Below are 19,706 nucleotides of genomic sequence, written 5' to 3'. Positions count from 1 at the left end.
CCACCAGAGAGAGGAGCCGATCATGAACGCCCTGATCAGCATCGCCGACCTGCTCGACCACGGCGCCGCGCGCTGGCCGCATCATCCCGCGTATGCCGACGGCGGCGGCACGATGACCTACGAACAGCTCGCGCGCGCGGTCCGCCGCGCGGCCGCCGCACTCGCGTCGCGCGGCGTGCGGCCCGGCGAGCGCGTCGCCATCTACGCGCCGAAACGCATCGAAACCGTGGTCGCGATGCTCGCGGCCAACGCACTCGGCGCGATCTTCGTGCCGGTCAATCCGCAATTGAAGGAAGCGCAGATCGAACACATCGTCGCCGACAGCGGCGCGGCGCTGTTCATGACCGGCGCGCAGCGATTGAAGCGCCTGCCGGCGCTCGCCGCGCTCGTCGGCACCCGCACGATGCTGATCGAGGAGCTGGCCGATGCGATCGCCGCGTCCGACGCCGGCGCTCCGGCACCGTTCGCCGCCGGCCGCCCGGTGGACGACGATCCCGCCGCGCTGCTCTACACGTCCGGCTCGACCGGCAAGCCGAAAGGCGTGGTCGTGTCGCATCGCAACCTGGTGTCGGGCGCGTTCAGCGTCGCCGCGTACCAGGGGCTGGCCGACGACGACGTCGTGCTCGGCGTGCTGCCGCTCAGCTTCGACGCGGGCCTGAGCCAGCTCACGACCGCGCTGGCGTCCGGCGCGTGTTACTCGCCGCTCGACTTCCTGCAGCCGGCCGACGTGCCGCGCCATTGCGACGCGTTCGGCGTGACGTCGATCACCGGCGTGCCGCCGCTGTGGATGCAGCTCGCGTCGGCCGGCTGGAGCGATACGGCGCGCACGCGAATCCGTCGCTTCGCGAACACCGGCGGCCATCTCGCGACGCCGCTGCTGCACCGCCTGCAGGCGCTGTTCACGCACGCCGCGCCGTACCTGATGTACGGACTGACCGAAGCGTTCCGTTCGACGTACCTGCCGCCGGCCGACGCGGCGTTGCGCCCGACGTCGATCGGCAAGGCCGTGCCGAACGCCGAGATCCTCGTGCTGCGTGCGGACGGCAGCGAATGCGCGGCCGACGAGCCCGGCGAACTCGTGCATCGCGGCGCGTTCGTCACGCTCGGCTACTGGAACCGGCCCGAGCTGACCGCGCAGCGCTTCCGCCCGCTGCCGCGCCGGCACGGCGAGATCCCGCGCCCCGACGTCGCGGTGTGGTCCGGCGACATCGTGCGGCGCGACGCCGACGGCTACCTGTATTTCGTCGCGCGCGGCGACGACATGATCAAGACCTCCGGCTACCGCGTCAGCCCGACCGAGGTCGAGGACGTGCTGTTCGCGCTGCCGCACATCCGCGAGGCGGCGGTGTTCGGCGTGCCGCACGCGTCGCTCGGCGAGGCGATCGCCGCGTGCGTCGTGTCGACGCTCGACGCCGACGCGTGCCGCGCCGACATCGCACGCGCGTGCCGCGACGCGTTGCCGACCTACATGAGCCCGCTCGTCGTCGAGCCGCTGCCGGCGCTGCCGCGCAACCCGAACGGCAAGATCGACCGCCCCGCGCTGAAAAACCAGTATCGCGACGCGTTCGCGCACACGAACGAGGAGACCGCCGCATGACCCTGTCCACGCTCGATGAAACCTGCCTCGGCGCGCGCCGCGTCGCCGAGCCCGGCACGCTCGCCCTGTCCGGCGGCGTCGTGGTGCTGCCGCCCGCCGTCGTGTTCAGCGCGATCCAGGCGCAGGAGCGCCATCCCGGCTACCGGCACCTGCTGCTGCCGCAGGCGCGCTTCGCGCGGCCGCGCGGGATGGGTGCGCTGACGCCCGAGGAAGGCACGCGCCTCGCGCCGGGCGGCCGGCCCGCGCTGCGGGTCGCGCCGCCCGGGCGCAGCCTCGCCGATCTCGCCGCCGACGCCGCGCTCGACCTGCGCGACCAGCTCGGCTCCGGGCAACTGGCCCGCACGACCCACGTGATCGTCGCGAGCTGCGCGCTCAACGAAGGCATCGGCGACTCGGTCGTCGGCCGCATGCAGTACGAACTCGGCCTGCAGCGCGTGACGCCGTTCGCGCTCGGCCAGAACGGCACGCTCGGCTGGTATTCGGCGCTGATGCTGCTCGACGGGCTGCTCGACGAAGGCGACCAGGCGCTCGTGATCCTCAGCGACAAGTGGCTCTACCCGTTCTTCCGCCAGTTCGGCGACCTGGTCGGCTACGGCGACGCGGCCGCCGCGCTGCTCGTGTCGCGCGCGGGCCCGGCGCCCGAGCCGGCCGACTGGGGCGGCGTGCGGTCCGTCGCGCTCGAGTTCGGGCCGTCGATCGCCGATCCGTGGGCCGACGCGCCGGGCGCGCTGCGCGACACGCTCGCGCCGCTCGCCGCGCGCGCGATCCGCCGCGCGCTCGACATGGCCGGGCTGCGCGCCGACCAGATCGACTGGTGCGTGCCTCCCGGCTTCGATCCCGGTTTCGCGGCGCGCGTGGCCGACGCCGCGTCGATCCCGGTCGGCGCGCGGATTCAGCACGACGGATCGGGCCACCTGTCGTCGGCCGAATCGGCGGCCGCGCTGATCCGGCTCGCCGGTGCGCTCGACGAAGGCGAGCGCCGCACGGTGCTCGTGTGGGATGCGGCACTGCATGGCGCGGCGGCGGCGGCCGTCGTCGACCTCGCCGGCGGCCTCGATGCCGCACTCGATATCGAAGGAGACGCATGATGAGCGCCTACAAGGTCAGCCTGCGCGAACTGCGCTTCTTTCTGTGGGAACTGTTCGAAGCCGACAAGCAGTTCCTGGCGGAACACGGCCTGTACGGCACCCATGACCGTGCGTCGATCGACGCGCTGCTCGAACGCGCGCGCGACTTCGCGCTCGACCTCGGCCGCAGCTACCAGCAGGCCGACGTCGAGGGCTGCACGCTGCTCGACGACGGCCAGGTGCGCATTCCGTCGCATTTCCACGCGTTGTGGGCGCGGTTTCGCGACGAATGGTCGAACACGCTGTTCGGCACCGCGCACGGGCTGCCGCCGATCGTCACGCAGATGATCTACGAGATGTTCATGGGCGCGAACCCGTCGTTCATGACGTACGGCGGCTTCACGCGCCCCGCGGTCAAGCTGCTGCAGATGCACGGCACGCCGCACCAGAAGGCGCTGATCGCGCCGCTCGAGGCGTACCGCTGGGATGCGTGCTTCTGCGCGACCGAGCCGCAGGCCGGCACCGACCTCACCGCGGTCGCGCTGCGCGCGACGCCGCTCGAACGCGACATCTACGCGATCGACGGCGAGAAGGTCTACATCTCGGCCGGCATGCACGAGCTGACCGAGAACACGCTGTATTTCGTGCTCGGCCGCATCGACACCGCGTCGCCCGATTCCTTCTCGCTGTCGTGCCTCGTCGTGCCGCGCTTCTGGCCGGACGAGGAAACCGGCGAATTGCAGCCGAACCACGTCGACTGCATCGGCCTGCCGCGCAAGATGGGGCTCAAGGGCTGCGCGAACACGCACCTGGTGTTCGGCGCGAACGGCACGACCCGCGGCTGGCTGCTCGGCGGCCGGCGCAACGTCGGCCTGCTCCAGCTGATGCCGCTGATGAACCAGGCGCGGATGAGTACCGGGATGTTCGGTGTCGGCGTCGCGTCGAGCGCGTACCTGCACGCGGTCGAGTATGCGGGCCGCCGGCTGCAGGGCCGGCCGATCGAGCGCGCGTCGAACACGAATGCCGCGCGCGTCGCGATCGTCGAGCACGCGGACGTGCAGCGCATGCTGGTCGACATGAAAAGCCGCGTCGACGGCTGCCGCGGCCTGCTCGGCAAGCTCGCCGCGACCGCCACGCGCGCGGCGATGCTCGAAGCGACACCCGACGCCGATCCGGCCGAGATCGAGCGCCACCGCAAGCTGCAACTGCTGCTGACGCCGGTCTGCAAGGCATTCATCTCCGACCAGGCGTGGCGGATCTGCGAAACCGCGATCCAGGTGCACGGCGGGCTCGGCTACACCGACGCGAGCCCCGTCGAGCAGAACGCGCGCGACGTGAAGATCCTGTCGATCTGGGAAGGCACGAACTACATCCAGGCGCAGGACCTCGTGCGCGACAAGCTCGGCTTCGGCCGCCATTCGCGGCTGATCCAGTACTACCGCGACGAACTCGACGTGTTCCTCGCGCGCCAGCATCACACGGGCACGCATGCGGAGCTGCGCCCGCTGTTCGACGCGCTGCGCACGGGCGCCGACCGGATCGCCGCCGCGCTCGACGACATCGCGCGCGACGTGCAGGACGGCCACACGCACCGCAGCAGCCAGTTCTACACGCGTTTTCTCGAGATGTTCGGCGTCGTCACGTCGGCGTGGGTGCTGCTCGAATCGGCGACGATCGCCGCGCGCCGGCTCGATGCGCCGGACACGGCCGACACGCCGGCCGAACTCGCGTTCTATCGCGGCAAGCTGAAAAGCGCGCGCTACTACTTCGCGAACGTGCTGCCCGTGGTCGACCAGCACGCGGCCGTGATCGCCGCGATGGCGTACGCGGCGATCAGCGTCAGCAGCGAAGAACTCGCGCAGGCGGAATGACATGGACACGACACTCGATTCCGGCACGAACGCTTCGGCCGCCTCGACCGGCGGCGCGCCGCGCAACCTGCTCGGCCGCCCGGCAACGCGCCATCGCGGCACCGACATCGACGGCGCGACGCTCGAGCCCGAAGCGCTGCGCGTGCGCGATCTCGACCTGAACGCGCTGATCGGCGCGACGACGTTCGAAGGCGCGCTCGCGCACCTGTGGTTCGACGTCGCGCCGGACAACGCGGCTCATGGCAAGCACGAGGCGGCGATCCGCACGCGGCTCGCGGCGTTCGCCGAGGCGCTGGCGCCCGGCTCGGCCGCGCAGTCCGTCGCCGCGGATCTCGGCGCGGCGGGTGTCGCGCCGGTGTTCGCGGCCGCGTCCGGCCTGTTGCGCGGCTTCGACGACGTGACGGCACGCATGCCCGGCAACGCGCCGGACGACGCCGACCTCGACACGATGCTGCTGTGCGCGGCGGCCGCGCCGTTCCTGCTGCACGCGGCGATCGAAGGCCGCCCGTTTGCCGCCGGCACCGACGGCGGCGCTTCGCTCGATACCGCCGCGACACAAGCGCAACGCATGCTCGTGCTGACCGGCGCGACGCGCCGCGATGCGCAGGCGCAAACCGCAATGGACATGCTGCTCGTCGCGTGGCACGCCGGCTTCGGCTACATCACGCCGACCGTGCTCGCGCCGCGCGTCGCGATCGGCACCGGCGTCACGCTCACGCAGGCGATCGCGTCCGGTTTCCTCGCGAGCGGCCCGTCGCACGTCGGCGCGGCACTCGAAGCGATGCACTGGCTCGCCGCGCTCGCACGCTCGGCCCCGGGCGGCATCGACGCACCGCCCGCCGCGCTCGACGCCGCCGGCCGCGCGGCGATCGATGCGGCGCTCGACGCGAAACACACGCTGTACGGCTTCGGCCATCCGCTGTTCGTCGCCGATCCGCGGCCGCCACACATGCGCGGCCTGTTCGCCGCACACGGCTTCGACGGCGCGTACGTGACGCTGTTCGACGCGTGCAGCGCCCAGGCCGACGCCCGCCGCGCGTTGCGGCCTAACATCGATTTCCTGACGGCCGCGACGCTGCTCGAACTCGGTGTCGCCGCGCCGTCGTGGGGCGTCGGTGTCGGGCTCGGCGCGCGCATCGCGGCGATGGCCGCGCATGCGGTCGAGCGCCGGCGCCGCCCGGCCTTCGGCGTCAACAGCGCGACCGCGCGACGGCTGCTGGCCGCCGTGCCGGTCGGCTGGCTGTGAATCCTCATCCATCGGCACCATTCAGCAAAAGGAACGTCATGCTGCTCAAGAACCTGCGCCCGGCGAACGACTACGATCGCTTCGCCACCGAAACGCTCGAACCGTGGGACCTGCTGTTCATCAGCCGCATCCGCCAGCTCGCGCGCGGGATGACGCCCGGCGTGATCGCCGACATCGGCACGGCCACCGGCGTCGTGCCGGTGCGGCTCGCCACCGACCCGGCGATGCGCGGCTGGCGCTACGTCGGCATCGACCTCGATCCGGCGATGCTCGACGAAGGCCGCCCGCGCATCCGCGAACTCGATCTCGACGACACGATCGAGATGCGCGTCGGCGACGCGCTCGCGCTGCCGTTCGACGACGGCACACTGACGATGGCCGTCGGCCGCGCGACGCTGCACCACCTGCCCGACAAGGCGCTCAGCCTGACCGAGATGTATCGCGTGCTGGAGCCGGGCGGCATCGCGCTCGTGCACGACATGCGCCGCGACGCGCCGCAGCACCTGCTCGACCGCTTCACCGAGATGCGCGCCGCCGCCGACTATCCGCCGACCCACGTCGAGGAAAAGATCACGCTCGACGAAGCGCACGCGCTCGTCGCCGAAGCCGGCCTCGCGGACGTCGCGTCGATCTACAGCCCGAGCGCCGGGCTCGGCGCGCTCGGCTTCGAGATCCTGCTGAAGAAACCGGCGCTGGCCTGAGCGATGACCGACCTCGCCTTTCTCGCCGCGCACGCCGCCGTGCGGCTCGGCGCCGACGACGTGCACTGCGCGGCGGTCGCGCCCGGCGCGACGCTGCCGCTGTGCGTGACGCCGCGCAGCGCCGAGCTCGCGACCTCGCCGGAGATGTTCGTCGCGTGGTACCGCTCGCGGCTCGACACGATCGACACGCTGCTCGACGCGTGCGGCGCGCTGCTGTGGCGCGGTTTCGCGGTGCCCGACACCGCCGCGTTCGGCCGCCTCGGCGCGCTGTATCCGGCGCACGCGAACGGTTACACGGCGGGCGCCGCGCCGCGCAAGCAGATCGACGGCCAGGTGTACGAATCGACCCGCATGCCGCCGCCGTTCAAGATCGGGCTGCATCAGGAGATGGCCTACATGCCCGCGTTCCCGCGCCTCGTCGCGTTCTATTGCCGGCGGCCGGCCGATGCGGGCGGCGAAACGCCGATCTGCGACATGCGGCGCGTGACGGCGCGCGTGCCGGCCGCGCTGCGCGAACGGTTCGCCGCCCGCGGCGTGATGTACCTGCGCAACTTCGCGGCGCCCGGCGATCGCGCGGACGGCCTCGCCGCCAACCCGAACCTGCCGTTCGCCGAATACCACCGGCCGTGGCACGACGCGTTCGGCACGCGCGACCGCGACGAGGTCGAGCGGCTGTGCGCGGAACGCGGCGTCGGCTGCCGCTGGCTCGACGACGGCAGCGTGACCGTGTCGCACGTCGGCAGCGCGCTGCGCGCGCATCCGCGCACCGGCGAAACCGTCTGGTTCAACCAGGCGAGCGCGCAGCACCCGAACCCGCGCTCGATGGGCGAGCTCAGCTACCGCTACCTGCAGCGCATGTACGGCGCGCGCGCCGCGTTCCCGTACGAGATCCGCTACGGCGACGGCTCGCCGATGCCGTTCGACGATCTCGTCGCGATCTACGACGCGTTCGACGAAGAGGAACTCGCATTCCCGTGGCAGGCCGGCGACGTGCTCGTCGTCGACAACATGCTGGTCGCGCACGGCCGCAACCCGTACCGGGGCGCGCGCGACACGCAGGTCATGCTGTTCGACTGACAGGAAGCCGACGATGAGCGATTCGTTCCTCGCCTCCGTGCGCGCGCTGTTCGGCCCGCACACCGCGTTCGACCGGCCGCTGCGCACGGCCTCGCAGCCGCCGCCCGATGCGCACGCGCCGGGTGCGGCGCTCGGCGCGCGCGCGATCGACGTCGCGGCCGGCGATTTCCGTTTCTCCGCGCGCCACGTGCGATTCCGGCTCGGCGCGGTCACGGCGATCGTCGGGCCGAACGGTTCCGGCAAGACCACGCTGCTCGAAACGCTGCTCGGCTTCCGGCGCGGCGGCACCGACGTGCGCGTGCTCGACGTGCCGGCCGCGCGCTTCATGCGCGACACGCCGTCGCTGCGGCGGCTCGGCGCGCAGCTGCAGAAGGTCGAGTATCCCGACCATCTCCGCGTGTCGGAGATCGTCGCGCTGCACTGCGCGATGTACGTGCACGCGGACGCCGCGGTCACGGAGGCGCTCGGCATCGCCGAATTGCTCGACAAGCCGTGCCGCGCGCTGTCGAAGGGGCAGCGCCAGCGCGTGGATCTCTACGTGGCGCTCGCGCACCGCCCCGAACTGGCCGTGCTCGACGAACCGTTCACCGGCCTCGACCGTCGTTATGCCGGCGTCGTGATCGACCTGCTGCGCCACCGCGCGCGCGGCACGAGCATCGCGATGATCTGCCACGCCGAGGAGGAGCTTGCCGTCGTCGACGATCTCGTCTGGGTGCGCGACGGCGGCGTGCGCTACCAGGGCGACAAGGACGCGCTGCGCGCCGAGCTCGTGGGCGAAGCGCGCGCGGTCCTGCATTGCCGCGACGAAGCCGACGCACGCGCGCTGCGCAAGCGGCTCGCGGCGCTGCCGGGCGTGACCGGCGTGCGCGTGTCGGCCGCGCACGTCGTCGAGGTGTTCGGCGATGCGACGCTGCATCCGAACGTGCACCGCATCGTCGGCGAACAGGGCATCCAGCATCTCGCGCTCGCGCCGAGCACGCCGGGCGACCTGCTGCGCCTCTGTACCGAGGGCCCCGTCCATGACTAAGGTGTTCCTGATTCTCGTGCGCAACGAGCTGCTCGGTTATCTGCGCAGCCGCTCGTCGCTGTTCTGGACGCTCGTGTTCCCGGTGTTCCTGCTGAGCGTGATGCTGTTCGCGTTCGGCGGATCGGGGTCGCTCGGCACCGCCGACATCGCGTTCGACGTGCCCGGCGGCGCGACGCCGTACAGCCGCGCATGCGAAGCGCAGATCGTCGCCAGCCTCACGCACAGCGACACGGTGAAGGCGACCTTCGGCGGGCGCGGCGCGGCGGCCGATCGCGTGACCGTCGTGCTCGGCGCCGACGAGCGCACGCCGGCGACGATCCGCTACGACTTCAACGGCTCGCTCGCGGTCAAGGCCGCGTCGCGCGTCGTCGAGATCGCGCTCGCCCGCTGCGCCGCGCAGCGGCTCGGGCTGCCGGCCGCGCAGGCGCGCTTCGAGAACGCGGCACCGGCGCGCCGCCCGTTCGACTATGGCGCGTTCTTCGCGACCGGCATTCTCGTGATGGCGTTCATGGCGATCGGCCTGAACTCGACGACCACCGCGATCGCGTCGCTGCGCGAACGCAATACCTTCAAGCTGTACGTGTGCTTCCCGGTCTCGCGCGGCGTGTTCCTCGCCGCGCTGATCGTCGCGCGGATGGTGATGATGGCGCTGTCGGCGCTCGTGCTGCTGACGGTCGCACGCGTCGCGTTCGGCATCGCGCTGCCGATCGCGACGCCGGACGGGCTGCGCGCCTTGCCGATCGTGCTGCTCGGCGCGGCGATGGTGCTCAGCATCGGCGTGCTGCTCGCGAGCCGCACGCGGTCGCTCGCGGCCGCCGAACTCGCGTGCAACGTCACCTACTACCCGCTGCTGTTCTTCAGCGACCTGACGATCCCGATGCACGACGCACCGGCCTGGCTCAAGGCGGTACTCGCATTCCTGCCGACCAACCAGTTCGCCGTCGCGCTGCGCGGCGCGCTGGTCGACGGCGCCCCGTACGCGCAGCTCGCGCCGCAACTGCTCGGCATGACCGCGAGCACGGCGCTGTTCCTGTTCGCCGCCGCGCGGCTGTTCCGCTGGCACGACGCATGACGCATGACGCGTCGCCCATTGTTTCGACGAAGGAGAATCCCCCGATGAAATCGAGCAATCCCATCACCGACTACCTGCTGCACGCGAGCAACTTCCTGCCGGCGATCGTGTTCCTGTTCTACGGCCGGCTCGGGCCCGGACAGCCGGACGTGCGCTGGACGCACGCGTTCCTGATCGGCGGCGTGCTCGCGCTCGTGCACGGCGCATGGCTGATCCGCCGCGCGGACCGCAACAGCATCGCGATCGGCGTCGACCTGTTCCTCGTGATCGGCGCGGTGCTGGCGCTCGTGTCGCCGACAGGTAGCCGTTTGTGGGGAGAAGAACTCGGGCCGGCCGCAATGCTCGTCTGCGTGCTGGTCGTCGGCATCGTGCATACCGCGTGGTCGGACGGCGGGTTCGTCGACGGCACCTTCGTCGACCATGCGCGCGCCCGTTCGCTGTCGATCGTGCTGCTCGCCGTCACCGTCGTCGCGCTCGCGGTGTCGATCGCGATGCGCCACAGCCCGCTGTGGGGCGGCGTCGTGCCGCTGATCGCGCTGGTCGTCGTGCGCGGCCGCCTGCGCAAGCAGCTCGTGCGGGCCGGCTGACGATGAGCGCGCTGCCCGACCGCGCCGCGCAACGGCACGCGCTCGCCGCGACGCTCGGCGACGGCTGGCTCGACGGTGCGTCGGCCGAATCGTGCGAGCCGTACGCGACGGACGTGACGCTGCACAGCGGCGTCGCGCTCGGTGTCGCGCGGCCGGCGTCGACCGCCGACACGAGCGCGCTCGCGCGGGTCGCCGTCGCGCACCGCATCGCGCTCGTCGCACAGGGGGCGCGCACCGGGCTCGTCGGCGCCGCCGTGCCCGATCGTAGCGGCACGCAATGCGTGGTGTCGTTCGACCGGATGCGCGCCGTTCGCGCATTCGACGCGGCGAATCGCAGCATCACGGTCGAGGCCGGCGTGCGGCTGTCCGACATCAACCGCGTGGCGGCCGACGCCGGCCTCTGCCTGCCGATCGACCTCGGCAGCGATCCGGCGGCCGGCGGCCTCGTCGGCGCCAACGCGGGCGGCAGCCGCCTGATCAAGTACGGCGACGTGCGCCGCAACGTGCTCGGCGTCGAAGTCGTGCTCGCCGACGCGGCGGGCACCGTGATCGACGCGCTCGCGCCGCTGCGCAAGCGCAACGCGGGTTTCGACGTCACGCAATGCTTCATCGGCGCGAACGGCGCCCACGGGCTCGTGACGGCCGTGTCGTTCGCGCTCGCGCCGCTCGAACGGTCGTCGTGTGCCGCGTTCGTCGCGTTTGCGTCGTACGACGCGGCGCTCGCCGGCCTGCTCGCGTTCGAGCGTGCGTTCGGCGAGATGCTGTCGGCGTTCGAATTCATGTCGGCCGCGGCCGTCGGTTGCGTCGCCGCCGCGTTTCCGGCGCTGCGCATTCCGTTTGAAGCCGACGCCGCCGCATGCTACGCGCTCGTCGAGATCGCGACCGGCATGCCGGGGCTCGACGGGCTGCTCGAGGAACGCACGATCGCGACGCTCGACACGCTGGCGGGCGAACGCGTGGTACTCGACGCGGCCTGCGCGCCGGCCGAACGGTTCTGGCGGATCCGCGATGCACTGCCGGTCGCGGTTGCGCAGCACGGCATTCCGCTGTCGTTCGACGTGTCGTTTCCGCGCGGCGCGCTGGCCGCATTCGTCGCCGATGCCGAGCAATGGATCGCGGCGGCGCATCCGTCGCTGCGCTGTCACGCGTTCGGTCATTTCGGCGACGGCGGCTGCCATCTCGTCGTGTCGGTCCCCCACGCCGACGCGGAGCGCTACGGGCCGCTGCAGCAGGTGGCGCTGCGCGGCGCGCTGTACGAGCGCGTCGTGCGGGCCGGCGGCTGCTTCAGCGCGGAGCACGGCGTCGGGCCGGTCAACGTCGCGTATTACCGCAAGCACGTGCCGGCCGCGCAACGGGAACTCGCCGCCGCCGTCCAGCACGCCGTCGACCCGTTGGGGTTGATCGGGCGTGTGCGCTATTGATGCGCCGTTTCGCGGCGCCAGGGAGAAATCGCATGATGCTTCGACACCCGCCCGGCCCGGGTACGGCTTCCGAACCGGATACCGACCCGCCGCTCTCCGGCATTCCGGCCACGCTGCCCGACTCGGGAGCCGTGATCAACGTGCGGGGGGTGGCCCACGTGATCCCGCTGCCGCCGCGCGATCACGCGCGCCCGGCGCTGTGGCGCGAGCTTGCGGATCGGCGCGACGAACGGTCGGCCGATGGAAACGGAGAACCGGAGGCGCGGCAGGATTGAGCGGGCATGTGCGCTCCGGTGAATTGAAAGGGCACCGCGCAAACGAACACGGCGCCGGACAACCTCGGTCGTCCGGCGCCGCGTCAGGCAACGCATCCGGTCAGAACACCGCGTGTCCGCTGATCAAGCTGGGCAGCCAGGTCGAGAAGAACGGCATGTAAGTGACGATGTTGATCGCACTGAAGATCGCGAGGTAATACGGCCACGCCATCTTCGTCGTCTCCCCGATCGACACGTTGCCGATCGCGCAGCCGACGAACTGCACCGAGCCGATCGGCGGATGCACGAGGCCGAGCGAGCAGTTCAGCAGCAGCATGATCCCGAACTGCACCGGCCCGACACCGCATGCCATCGCGATCGGCAGGAACAGCGGCGTCGTGATCAGGATGTGCGCGGCCATGTCGACGAACGTGCCGAGGAACACCTGGATGATGTTGATGTACAGCAGCATCAGCCACGGCGCGGCGGTCGACTGCTTCAGCAGCCCCTCGATCGCATCCGGAATCTCCAGGTACGACATCTGGAAGCGCAGCATGTTGGACACCGCGATCAGCAGCAGCACGACCCCCGTCGTGCGCGCCGCATGCGACAGCGCGCGGCGCAGCTTCTCGGCCGTCAGCGTGCGGTACACGACCGCGGTCAGTACGAGCGAGTACACGACGGCGATCGCGGCGGCTTCGGTCGCGGTCGCGATCCCCTTCGCGACGCACACGAGGATGATCGCGATCACCATCAGCCCGGGCACCGCGCCGACGAAGCTGCGCAGCACCGCATACCAGCCGGGAAACGCGGGCAGCGCGGACGAACCGTCTTCACGGCGCGGGTAGCCGTGGCGCACCGCCTGCCAGTACGCGGCGGCGAGCACGAAGCCCATCACCCACAACACCGGCAGCAGCCCGGAAAACAGCAGGTCGCCGATCGACACGCCGCTCACCGGCTGGCCGTGCAGCATCCCGGTGATGCCCTGCGCGGCGAACGCGTAGATGATCATGTTGGTCGACGTCGGCATCAGCGCGCCGGCGAGCGACGCATGCGTCGTCACGTTGACCGCGTACGCGGCGCTGTAGCCTTCGCGCTTCATCAGCGGAATCACCACGCCGCCCATCGCCGACGTATCGGCGGTCGGCGAGCCCGACACGCCGCCGAACAGCGTGCAGGCGACGACGTTCGCCATCCCGAGGCCGCCGCGGAAATGGCCGACGGTCGCCTGCGCGAAGCGCAGGATCCGGTCCGCGATGCCGCCATGCAGCATCAGTTCGCCGGAGAAGATGAAGAACGGCACGGCGAGGAACGAAAACGCATTCATCCCCGAGATCATCGCCTGCATCGCGGTCGCGATCGGCAGGCCTTCGACCATATAGGTCAGCACGCAGGCGATGCCGAGCGCGAACGACACGGGCACGCCGAGCACGAGGAAAATCAGAAAACTGACGGACAGGATCGCGAGTTCCATGGCGTTATTGCCCCGGCGAAGAACGACGAAGCGCGAGCAGGTGCTCGAGCGAGAAGAGGGTGATGGCGATCGCCGCCGGCATCGCGATCAGGTAGCGCACGCCTTCGGGCAGCCCGATGATCGGAATGCGGTCGCCCATCGTCTCGGCGGCCATGCTGCCGCAGCCGGCCATGATCATGATCGCGAATGCGATCAGGCTCACGTGCTGGATCGCGATCACCACCGTGCGCGACCTGGGCGGCAGCCGGCGCACGAGCGAATCGAGGCCGATGTGACCACCGTCGCGCACCTTCATCGCCGCGCCGAACATCGCGATCACGATCACGAGCAGCAGCGCGATCGGCTCCACGAAATCCGGCGCGTTCTCGAACACGTAGCGCATCACGACCGCGTAGAACACCAGCACCGTCAGCACCGCGAGGCACGCCGACGCGATCACCGCCAGCACGCGGAACAGCACGTCGTTCACGCAGCGCAGGAGCGGCGCGGCATGCGGCCGCGCCGGCCCCGCGCCGTCCGGGGCGGCCGCCCCGCCGGCGGCCGCGGCGCCGTTCAGGGAAGTGCGACGCGTCACTTGGTGGCCTCGATCTCGTCGACGATCTGCTTCATCTGCGGCGTCTTCTCGTACTTCGTCCACAGCGGCTGCATCGCCTTCACGAACGCCGCGCGATCGATCTGCGCGGCCGGCAGGACCTTCGCGCCGCCCTTCGTCACCGCCTGCTGCGCGGACGCCTCGCGCGCGGTCCACAGCTTCTGGTAGTACGGCACCGAATCGGCCGCGGCCTTCCTGATCGCCGCCTGCTCCTGCTGCGACAGCGTGTCCCAGACCTTCTTCGAGAACACCAGCACTTCCGGCGTCATCGCGTGCTGCGTCTCCGAGTAGTCGGGCGCCACTTCGTAGTGCTTGGTTTCCTCGTACGACGGCATGTTGTTTTCGGCCGCGTCGACGAGGCCCGTCTTCAGCCCCGTGTACACCTCGGCGAACGGCATCGGCGTCGGCGTGCCGCCCATCGCCTTGATCTCGTCGACCATCAGGTCAGACGGTTGCACGCGCACCTTCAGCCCCTTCATGTCGGCCGGCGAGCGCACCGGGCGCTTCGCGTAGATCGAGCGCGCGCCGCTCTCGTAGAACGTCAGCGCGATCATCCCCTTCGCGGTGAACGCGTCCAGGATCTTCTGGCCGGCCGGGCCGTACATCGCCTTGCGGAAATGATCGACGTCGCGGAACAGGAACGGGAACGACGGGATCAGCGATTCCGGCACGATCTCGTTGAACGACGCACCGTTCACGCGCGCCATGTCGATCGCGCCGATCCGCACCTGGTCGACCGTGTCCTTCTCCGAGCCGAGCGCGCTGTTGCCGAACACCTTGATCGAATCCTTGCCGCCCGTCTGCTTCGACAGTTCGTCGCCCATGAACTTCACGGCCATGTTGGTCGGGAAGTTGTCGCCATGCACGTCCGCCGAGCGGAACACGCGCGCCTGGGCGGACATCCCGAAGCCGGCCAGCAGCGCAACGGCCAGGGCGGTACGGGAGCGGGTGAATCGGTGCTTCATCGTCAGTCTCCTTGATGGTTGTACTCGTTGTCGCGCGGCGATCGGCCGGCATGCGCATGCTTCGGCGCCGTGCTCGCCGACCGCAGAGTCATACGTCGTATGACGTGTTGACGCGAATGTACGTCGGTTAATCGTTTAACTCACTTGGTGCATACCCGTAGAATCTCAGCCAGGAAGGGTTTCCAGCGAATTTTGGGGAACCGCATTCTCTGTTTAGGTGGCTCTATGCGAAACGTTTTCCGGAAGCGGGTTCGCATTTGCGGGAAGCGGCCGGCTGATTGCCTGGGCTGACAGGGGAAATCGATCGCTCGCTTCGCTTTCTATTGTCATAGGATGACTGATCTCAACGCGTGTACGTCGGCGCAATGTCATGCGCACGCGCCGCCGGCGGCGGCGCGATTCAGGAAGGAAAGAACGAGGGGGAAAGCGTGCAACGACAGGCGCGCTCGCCTGCCGTTGCCGTCATGTCTGCATGACCAGCGACGTCAGTTGCGCCGCGCGCGCCACGGCCGTCTTTGCGTAGATCGACTTGATCTGCGTGCGGATCGTGCCGATCGACACGCCGCGCAGCCCCGCGCATTCCTGCGGCGACAGCCCGTCGCAGCACAGCAGCACGGCGAGATCGGCCTCGGCCGACGACAGCCCGTAGAACACGCGCAGCCGCTGCGCGCGGGCCGACGGCGAACGCAGGTCGGCGGCCGTCATCAGCGTCGCGACGCCCGGCCGCTCGCGCATCAGGCGCGACTGCTCGGGCACCGGCATCAACGCCAGCGGCAGCGGTTCGCCCGTCGCGCGCCGCAACAACAGCCCGCCGCGCGCGTACGCGTGCCGCCAATGCACATCGTCGACGCAGCCTTCCGGCGCGAAACGCCCGTTCACCACCCGCAACGCCGGCTCCGCCGCGATCAGCTGATCGGCCGCGCGATTCGTATAGCGCAATTCGCGCTGCGCGCCGAGCAGGAAGACCGGCACCGGAATCGCATCGAGCGCCGATTCGGCCGCGGCCACGCGCGCCTCGAGCTCGCCGATCCGCGCCTGGATCTGCAGCGCGCGGCTGATGTGCATTCCCATGTTTTCGATCGCGCGGCGCTGATCGTCGGACAGCCCCTGCGATTCGAGGCCGCCCTGGACGCTGAGGAATGCGCCCGAACCCTCGCTGCGATGGATGTACAGGCCCGAGATGCTGCCGATCCCAAAAGGGTGAAGGAACTCCTGATAGAACTCGCTGTGCGCACGCTGGTGCGCGGACAGGTGCTTGACGTCCTCGAACCAGCGGCCCGCCGGCCAGTTGCCGGCGACCGGCACGACCGGATCGTACCGATAGAACTCGGTGTTGTACGTGTGATAACACGCGGCGACCCATGACGCGTCGTCACCCGCCGCCTTCTCGATCGCCGGCACCCGCGCCGCGTCGTCGAACGACAGCAGCGTGACCATGCGCACGCCGACCCACGATCTCAGCCCGTCCAGCACCGTTTCCCAGCGTTGATCGCCCAGTGCCGCGGCATAGACGTCATCGATCCATGCCGATGGAATCAACCCGTTCATTTGCATCTGGCTACCCCGCGCCGTGCGTTTTTGTCGAACGTCTTCTGCGCATCTTAGTCAATTGACGCCAACGTTTGAATCACTCGTTCGCATTTGGTCGAAATACGACGTTTGTTACCGTTTATCATCAGACGTAATGGGCGTTTTCCGGCGTTTCGGCTCAATCGAATCCGGCACACGCAGGGTGGCGCGCTTTTCTTCCGGATCGCGGTATGCCATGATGCGGCGCATGACGATTCGAAACACCACGCTCTCGCTGCACCATCACCACGGACGCCCCCTGTTGCGCCGTGGCTCGTTTCGCATCTAGCAATTGCATCGGGTGAATGCCCGATCAAGACGACACCAAGGCGCCTGCGGCGCCTTTTTTGTTTTTTGCCGCCTTAAAAACCTGCTGCGCCGATCAATCGATACCGTACGGAGTGTTTTCAATGCAACAGCCCTGGAAAGAAATCGCCTTGTCGGATTTGCCGCTGCGCGAGGACCTCAGGTTGCAGCACGCGTACGGGGCGCCGCAGCTCGACGTGCCGGTCTGCCTGAACGTCAACGAGAATCCCTATCCGCCATCGCCCGCGCTCGTCGAGCGCATCGCGACCGCGGTGGCCGACGCCGCGCGCACGGCGAACCGCTATCCCGATCGCGACTTTGCCGGGCTGCGATCGCATCTGGCGGCCTATCTGACGCACGACACCGGCGTGACGGTCGACGCAGCGGGCATCTGGGCCGCCAACGGCTCGAATGAGGTGATCCAGCAGATCCTGCAGGCATTCGGCGGCCCGGGGCGATCGGCGCTGGCCTTTACGCCCGCGTATCCCATGTATGACGAATACTGCCGCACGACTTTCACGCGCCTCCATACGTTGCCGCGCACCGGGGATTTCGCGCTGGACGTGGATCAGGCGCTCGACGGTATCCGCACGCACCAGCCGGGCGTGGTGCTGCTGACGTCGCCGAACAACCCGACCGGAACCGCGCTGCCGGTCGGCGATATTCGCGCCATCCTCGACGTCGCGCCGGGCGTGGTCGTCGTCGACGAAGCCTATGCGGAGTTCCGGCGTCGCGGCGTACCCAGCGCGGTGACGCTGCTACCGGATCATCCGCGGCTCATCGTGACCCGCACGTTGAGCAAGGCATTCAAGTTCGCGGGCGGCCGCGTCGGGTATTGCGCGTGCGCGCCCGCGATCGTGCAGGCGCTGAAGCTGGTTCGATTGCCCTACCACCTGTCGGCCTTCACCCAGGCGGCGGCCTGCGCGGCGCTGGTCGCGCGCGACGAGATGCTGTCGCAAGTCGAGACGATCAAGGCCGAGCGCGATTCGACCGTCGGCTGGCTGCGCGGTCTGGGCCTCACGGTGGCCGATTCCGATGCGAACTTCGTGATGTTCGGCGAGTTTGCCGATCGGCACCGGATCTGGAGCGGCCTGCTGCGCCACGGCGTCCTGATTCGCGAATCGGGCCCGCCGGCGTATCTGCGCGTGTCCATCGGCACCGCTGCGGAGATGGCCGCATTCCGTGCGGCCCTGCTTGACGTGATGGCGGCCGGATAAGCGACCGGCCATCCGGTCGACGACGCGACGAAACACATGCCGGCGCCGCATCCGACGATGTACTTACTTCATCGCCGCGAAGCGCATTTCCATCTCGTCGATCTTCGCGAGCACCGCTTCGCTGAGCTTTCTGATGTGGCGCGGCACATCGGGCGCCGACAGCAGCTCCTCGATTCGCCCGCGCCAGTAGCTCGGATGCCGCACACGCACCGCGCCCGACATCGACACATCGTCAGCGTTCTGTTCGCTGTCCAGGAGAGCCACCATTCTCTGGATGTGAGAGAGCTCTCGTTCCACATAGTCTCGTGCCAGCATATTGATTGAAATTCCCCGAAATACGACAGCAGGCCTTCCGTCATCAACGCGCCATCGTGCTGCGATGAAAGCGACTCGCCGCACACATCGAACGCCATCGTAAGCAGAAGCTGTGTCAGTAGACTGCGTGGGCATGTGTTGATTTCGACTCGGAATGGCGGGCCTGCCCGCTTGTTCTGATGCCATCCGTCCCCGATGCCCTGTGGTCAATCGTAGGCTTACTGTCGGGCAATGGCATCTCCCAAAGTGGGGATGCCGTCCGATATTGGCGGGGGGATTTCCGGAAATCGTGGGGAGTCGGGGGGCGCACATGCGGCGGCCGGCCGGGGATGAATTCTCGATGGGCCGGCTACTTGAATGGCGTGCATCGGCGCACTGCCGCCGGGCAGGCAAGGGGAGGATTTGCAGCGCGCATGAGCGTGGCCCGGGGTTCGCGTTCACGACGATTTCGGACGGGAACGTGTGACGTCCGTCGTACGCCGTGCGCGTCGACAACGTTTGCGCCTGCGTGACGCGCCAGCGTGCGAGATTGTTTCGACATGGGGCGCGCGACGGCGCAGCCCACTTGCCCGGCTCGCCGCGCGCATTCACATCGCCGGTATCGAACGCCGCCTGACGCTTCGTCAAATCCTTTTGATCGAGCAACCTGTCGAAGTCCTTCGGCGAGTGTTTTTTTGGGTATTGCAAGCGCTTGTCGGTAGTGACTCGCGTGTCGCGCGCGAATATCCGGATGTTTCGCGAAACGACCTACCCGCGAGATACAGCCCGTCGGAATCAGATACCGGCATTGCCCTGCTTCAACCCGAAAATGAAATCCGCTTCCACCGATGCGCCTTTGGGCAATTGCAGCACGCCGACCGATGTCCGCGTATGAACACCGGCGTCGCCAAGCACCGCATACAACACATCGGATGCGCCGTCGGCAACTTCGCTTTGCATCGTGAAGCCGGGTGCACTTCGCACATACACGGTCATGCGCGGCACCGTCGCTATTACGTCAAGCGTGCCGCAGCGCGTTCTGATCAGCGAGAGCGCACGGAGTGTCGATACACCGGCAGCCCGGCGACCTTCATCGAGCGAAATGGATTCCCCCACTACGCCAACGAAATGCACCACTTCGCCGATCCGTGGAATCTGGCCGGCAATATAGGCCGTATTCCCGTCGACCAGAACGGGGGTGTACTTTCCGCCAATCCTGATTTCCTCGTCCGGATTGAAGCCGAATTCGGCGGCAATCTGAATCAGCTTCTCGTCTCTGTTCATCAGTGAATTCCCCGATACTTCATAAAAATGTAAAGAGTAGTTAAATCCCGATTGCTTGTCTTGAAGAAGAAAACCCGTGCGATCG

18 protein-coding genes are annotated in these 19,706 nt (G+C 69.0%); 12 read left to right on the top strand and 6 right to left on the bottom strand.

Features of this window, described 5'->3' with window-relative positions; genetic code table 11:
• The first annotated feature begins 22 nt into the window (after positions 1 to 22).
• Genes APZ15_RS34320 through APZ15_RS34270 form a run of 11 tightly spaced genes read left to right on the top strand, consistent with a single transcriptional unit; the run spans position 23 to position 11,941 of the window.
• Positions 23 to 1,597 (top strand): acyl-CoA ligase (AMP-forming), exosortase A system-associated, encoded by a 1,575-nt coding sequence (locus tag APZ15_RS34320; RefSeq protein ID WP_027792018.1) that lies wholly within the window; start codon positions 23 to 25, stop codon positions 1,595 to 1,597.
• Positions 1,594 to 2,685 (top strand): hypothetical protein, encoded by a 1,092-nt coding sequence (locus APZ15_RS34315; RefSeq protein ID WP_049097861.1) that lies wholly within the window; start codon positions 1,594 to 1,596, stop codon positions 2,683 to 2,685. The genes APZ15_RS34320 and APZ15_RS34315 overlap by 4 nt, the downstream gene beginning before the upstream one ends.
• Complete coding sequence (locus tag APZ15_RS34310; protein ID WP_027792020.1) at positions 2,685 to 4,535, top strand: acyl-CoA dehydrogenase family protein; 1,851 nt, start codon at positions 2,685 to 2,687, stop codon at positions 4,533 to 4,535. The genes APZ15_RS34315 and APZ15_RS34310 overlap by 1 nt, the downstream gene beginning before the upstream one ends.
• A 1-nt stretch (position 4,536) precedes the next feature.
• Positions 4,537 to 5,781: a citrate/2-methylcitrate synthase gene (locus tag APZ15_RS34305; RefSeq protein WP_034196195.1), complete on the top strand. Its 1,245-nt coding sequence runs from the start codon at positions 4,537 to 4,539 to the stop codon at positions 5,779 to 5,781.
• Between the two features lie 38 nt (positions 5,782 to 5,819).
• The gene (locus tag APZ15_RS34300) at positions 5,820 to 6,482 is read left to right on the top strand and encodes a class I SAM-dependent methyltransferase (RefSeq protein WP_021160286.1); all 663 of its coding nucleotides are present in this window, start codon (positions 5,820 to 5,822) and stop codon (positions 6,480 to 6,482) included.
• A gap of 3 nt (positions 6,483 to 6,485) precedes the next feature.
• Positions 6,486 to 7,559 (top strand): TauD/TfdA family dioxygenase, encoded by a 1,074-nt coding sequence (locus APZ15_RS34295; RefSeq protein WP_027792022.1) that lies wholly within the window; start codon positions 6,486 to 6,488, stop codon positions 7,557 to 7,559.
• Between the two features lie 13 nt (positions 7,560 to 7,572).
• Positions 7,573 to 8,586 carry an ATP-binding cassette domain-containing protein gene (locus APZ15_RS34290; protein WP_027792023.1) on the top strand — a complete coding sequence of 338 codons (1,014 nt, stop codon included), beginning with the start codon at positions 7,573 to 7,575 and terminating at the stop codon, positions 8,584 to 8,586.
• Complete coding sequence (locus APZ15_RS34285; protein WP_027792024.1) at positions 8,579 to 9,658, top strand: ABC transporter permease; 1,080 nt, start codon at positions 8,579 to 8,581, stop codon at positions 9,656 to 9,658. Before APZ15_RS34290 ends, APZ15_RS34285 begins: the two co-directional genes overlap by 8 nt.
• Before the next feature lie 44 nt (positions 9,659 to 9,702).
• Complete coding sequence (locus tag APZ15_RS34280) at positions 9,703 to 10,245, top strand: hypothetical protein (RefSeq protein WP_021160282.1); 543 nt, start codon at positions 9,703 to 9,705, stop codon at positions 10,243 to 10,245.
• A gap of 2 nt (positions 10,246 to 10,247) precedes the next feature.
• Positions 10,248 to 11,666 (top strand): FAD-binding oxidoreductase, encoded by a 1,419-nt coding sequence (locus APZ15_RS34275; RefSeq protein WP_027792025.1) that lies wholly within the window; start codon positions 10,248 to 10,250, stop codon positions 11,664 to 11,666.
• Positions 11,667 to 11,698: 32 nt separating this feature from the next.
• Positions 11,699 to 11,941 (top strand): hypothetical protein, encoded by a 243-nt coding sequence (locus APZ15_RS34270; RefSeq protein WP_027792026.1) that lies wholly within the window; start codon positions 11,699 to 11,701, stop codon positions 11,939 to 11,941.
• A gap of 100 nt (positions 11,942 to 12,041) precedes the next feature.
• Here the strand turns inward: APZ15_RS34270 and APZ15_RS34265 are convergent, their stop codons facing one another.
• The 4 genes from APZ15_RS34265 to APZ15_RS34250 all read right to left on the bottom strand — a co-directional run bounded on the left by APZ15_RS34265 (position 12,042) and on the right by APZ15_RS34250 (position 16,499).
• Entirely contained in the window at positions 12,042 to 13,394 is a 1,353-nt protein-coding gene (locus APZ15_RS34265; RefSeq protein WP_027792027.1) for a TRAP transporter large permease, read from the bottom strand.
• A 4-nt stretch (positions 13,395 to 13,398) separates the two neighbouring features.
• A complete protein-coding gene (locus tag APZ15_RS34260) occupies positions 13,399 to 13,968 on the bottom strand; it encodes a TRAP transporter small permease (protein ID WP_027792028.1) in 570 nt (189 codons plus the stop codon).
• Positions 13,965 to 14,951, bottom strand: a complete 987-nt coding sequence (locus APZ15_RS34255; RefSeq protein WP_027792029.1) for a TRAP transporter substrate-binding protein — start codon at positions 14,949 to 14,951, stop codon at positions 13,965 to 13,967. The genes APZ15_RS34260 and APZ15_RS34255 overlap by 4 nt, the downstream gene beginning before the upstream one ends.
• A 462-nt stretch (positions 14,952 to 15,413) precedes the next feature.
• Positions 15,414 to 16,499: a helix-turn-helix transcriptional regulator gene (locus APZ15_RS34250; protein WP_226128462.1), complete on the bottom strand. Its 1,086-nt coding sequence runs from the start codon at positions 16,497 to 16,499 to the stop codon at positions 15,414 to 15,416.
• Positions 16,500 to 16,825: 326 nt separating this feature from the next.
• Between APZ15_RS34250 and APZ15_RS34245 the strand changes: the two genes are divergently transcribed.
• Positions 16,826 to 18,043, top strand: a complete 1,218-nt coding sequence (locus tag APZ15_RS34245) for a histidinol-phosphate transaminase (protein ID WP_236849599.1) — start codon at positions 16,826 to 16,828, stop codon at positions 18,041 to 18,043.
• Positions 18,044 to 18,106: 63 nt separating this feature from the next.
• Here the strand turns inward: APZ15_RS34245 and APZ15_RS34240 are convergent, their stop codons facing one another.
• Both APZ15_RS34240 and APZ15_RS34235 read right to left on the bottom strand, forming a co-directional pair.
• Positions 18,107 to 18,358, bottom strand: a complete 252-nt coding sequence (locus tag APZ15_RS34240) for a hypothetical protein (protein ID WP_027792032.1) — start codon at positions 18,356 to 18,358, stop codon at positions 18,107 to 18,109.
• A 774-nt stretch (positions 18,359 to 19,132) separates the two neighbouring features.
• The gene (locus tag APZ15_RS34235; protein ID WP_027792033.1) at positions 19,133 to 19,621 is read right to left on the bottom strand and encodes a RidA family protein; all 489 of its coding nucleotides are present in this window, start codon (positions 19,619 to 19,621) and stop codon (positions 19,133 to 19,135) included.
• Between the last annotated feature and the right edge of the window lie 85 nt (positions 19,622 to 19,706).

It is taken from the genome of Burkholderia cepacia ATCC 25416 (assembly GCF_001411495.1).
Taxonomy (GTDB): domain Bacteria; phylum Pseudomonadota; class Gammaproteobacteria; order Burkholderiales; family Burkholderiaceae; genus Burkholderia; species Burkholderia cepacia.
Note: the sequence above shows the minus strand (reverse complement) of the source record. Positions and strands in the feature narration are given on the sequence as shown.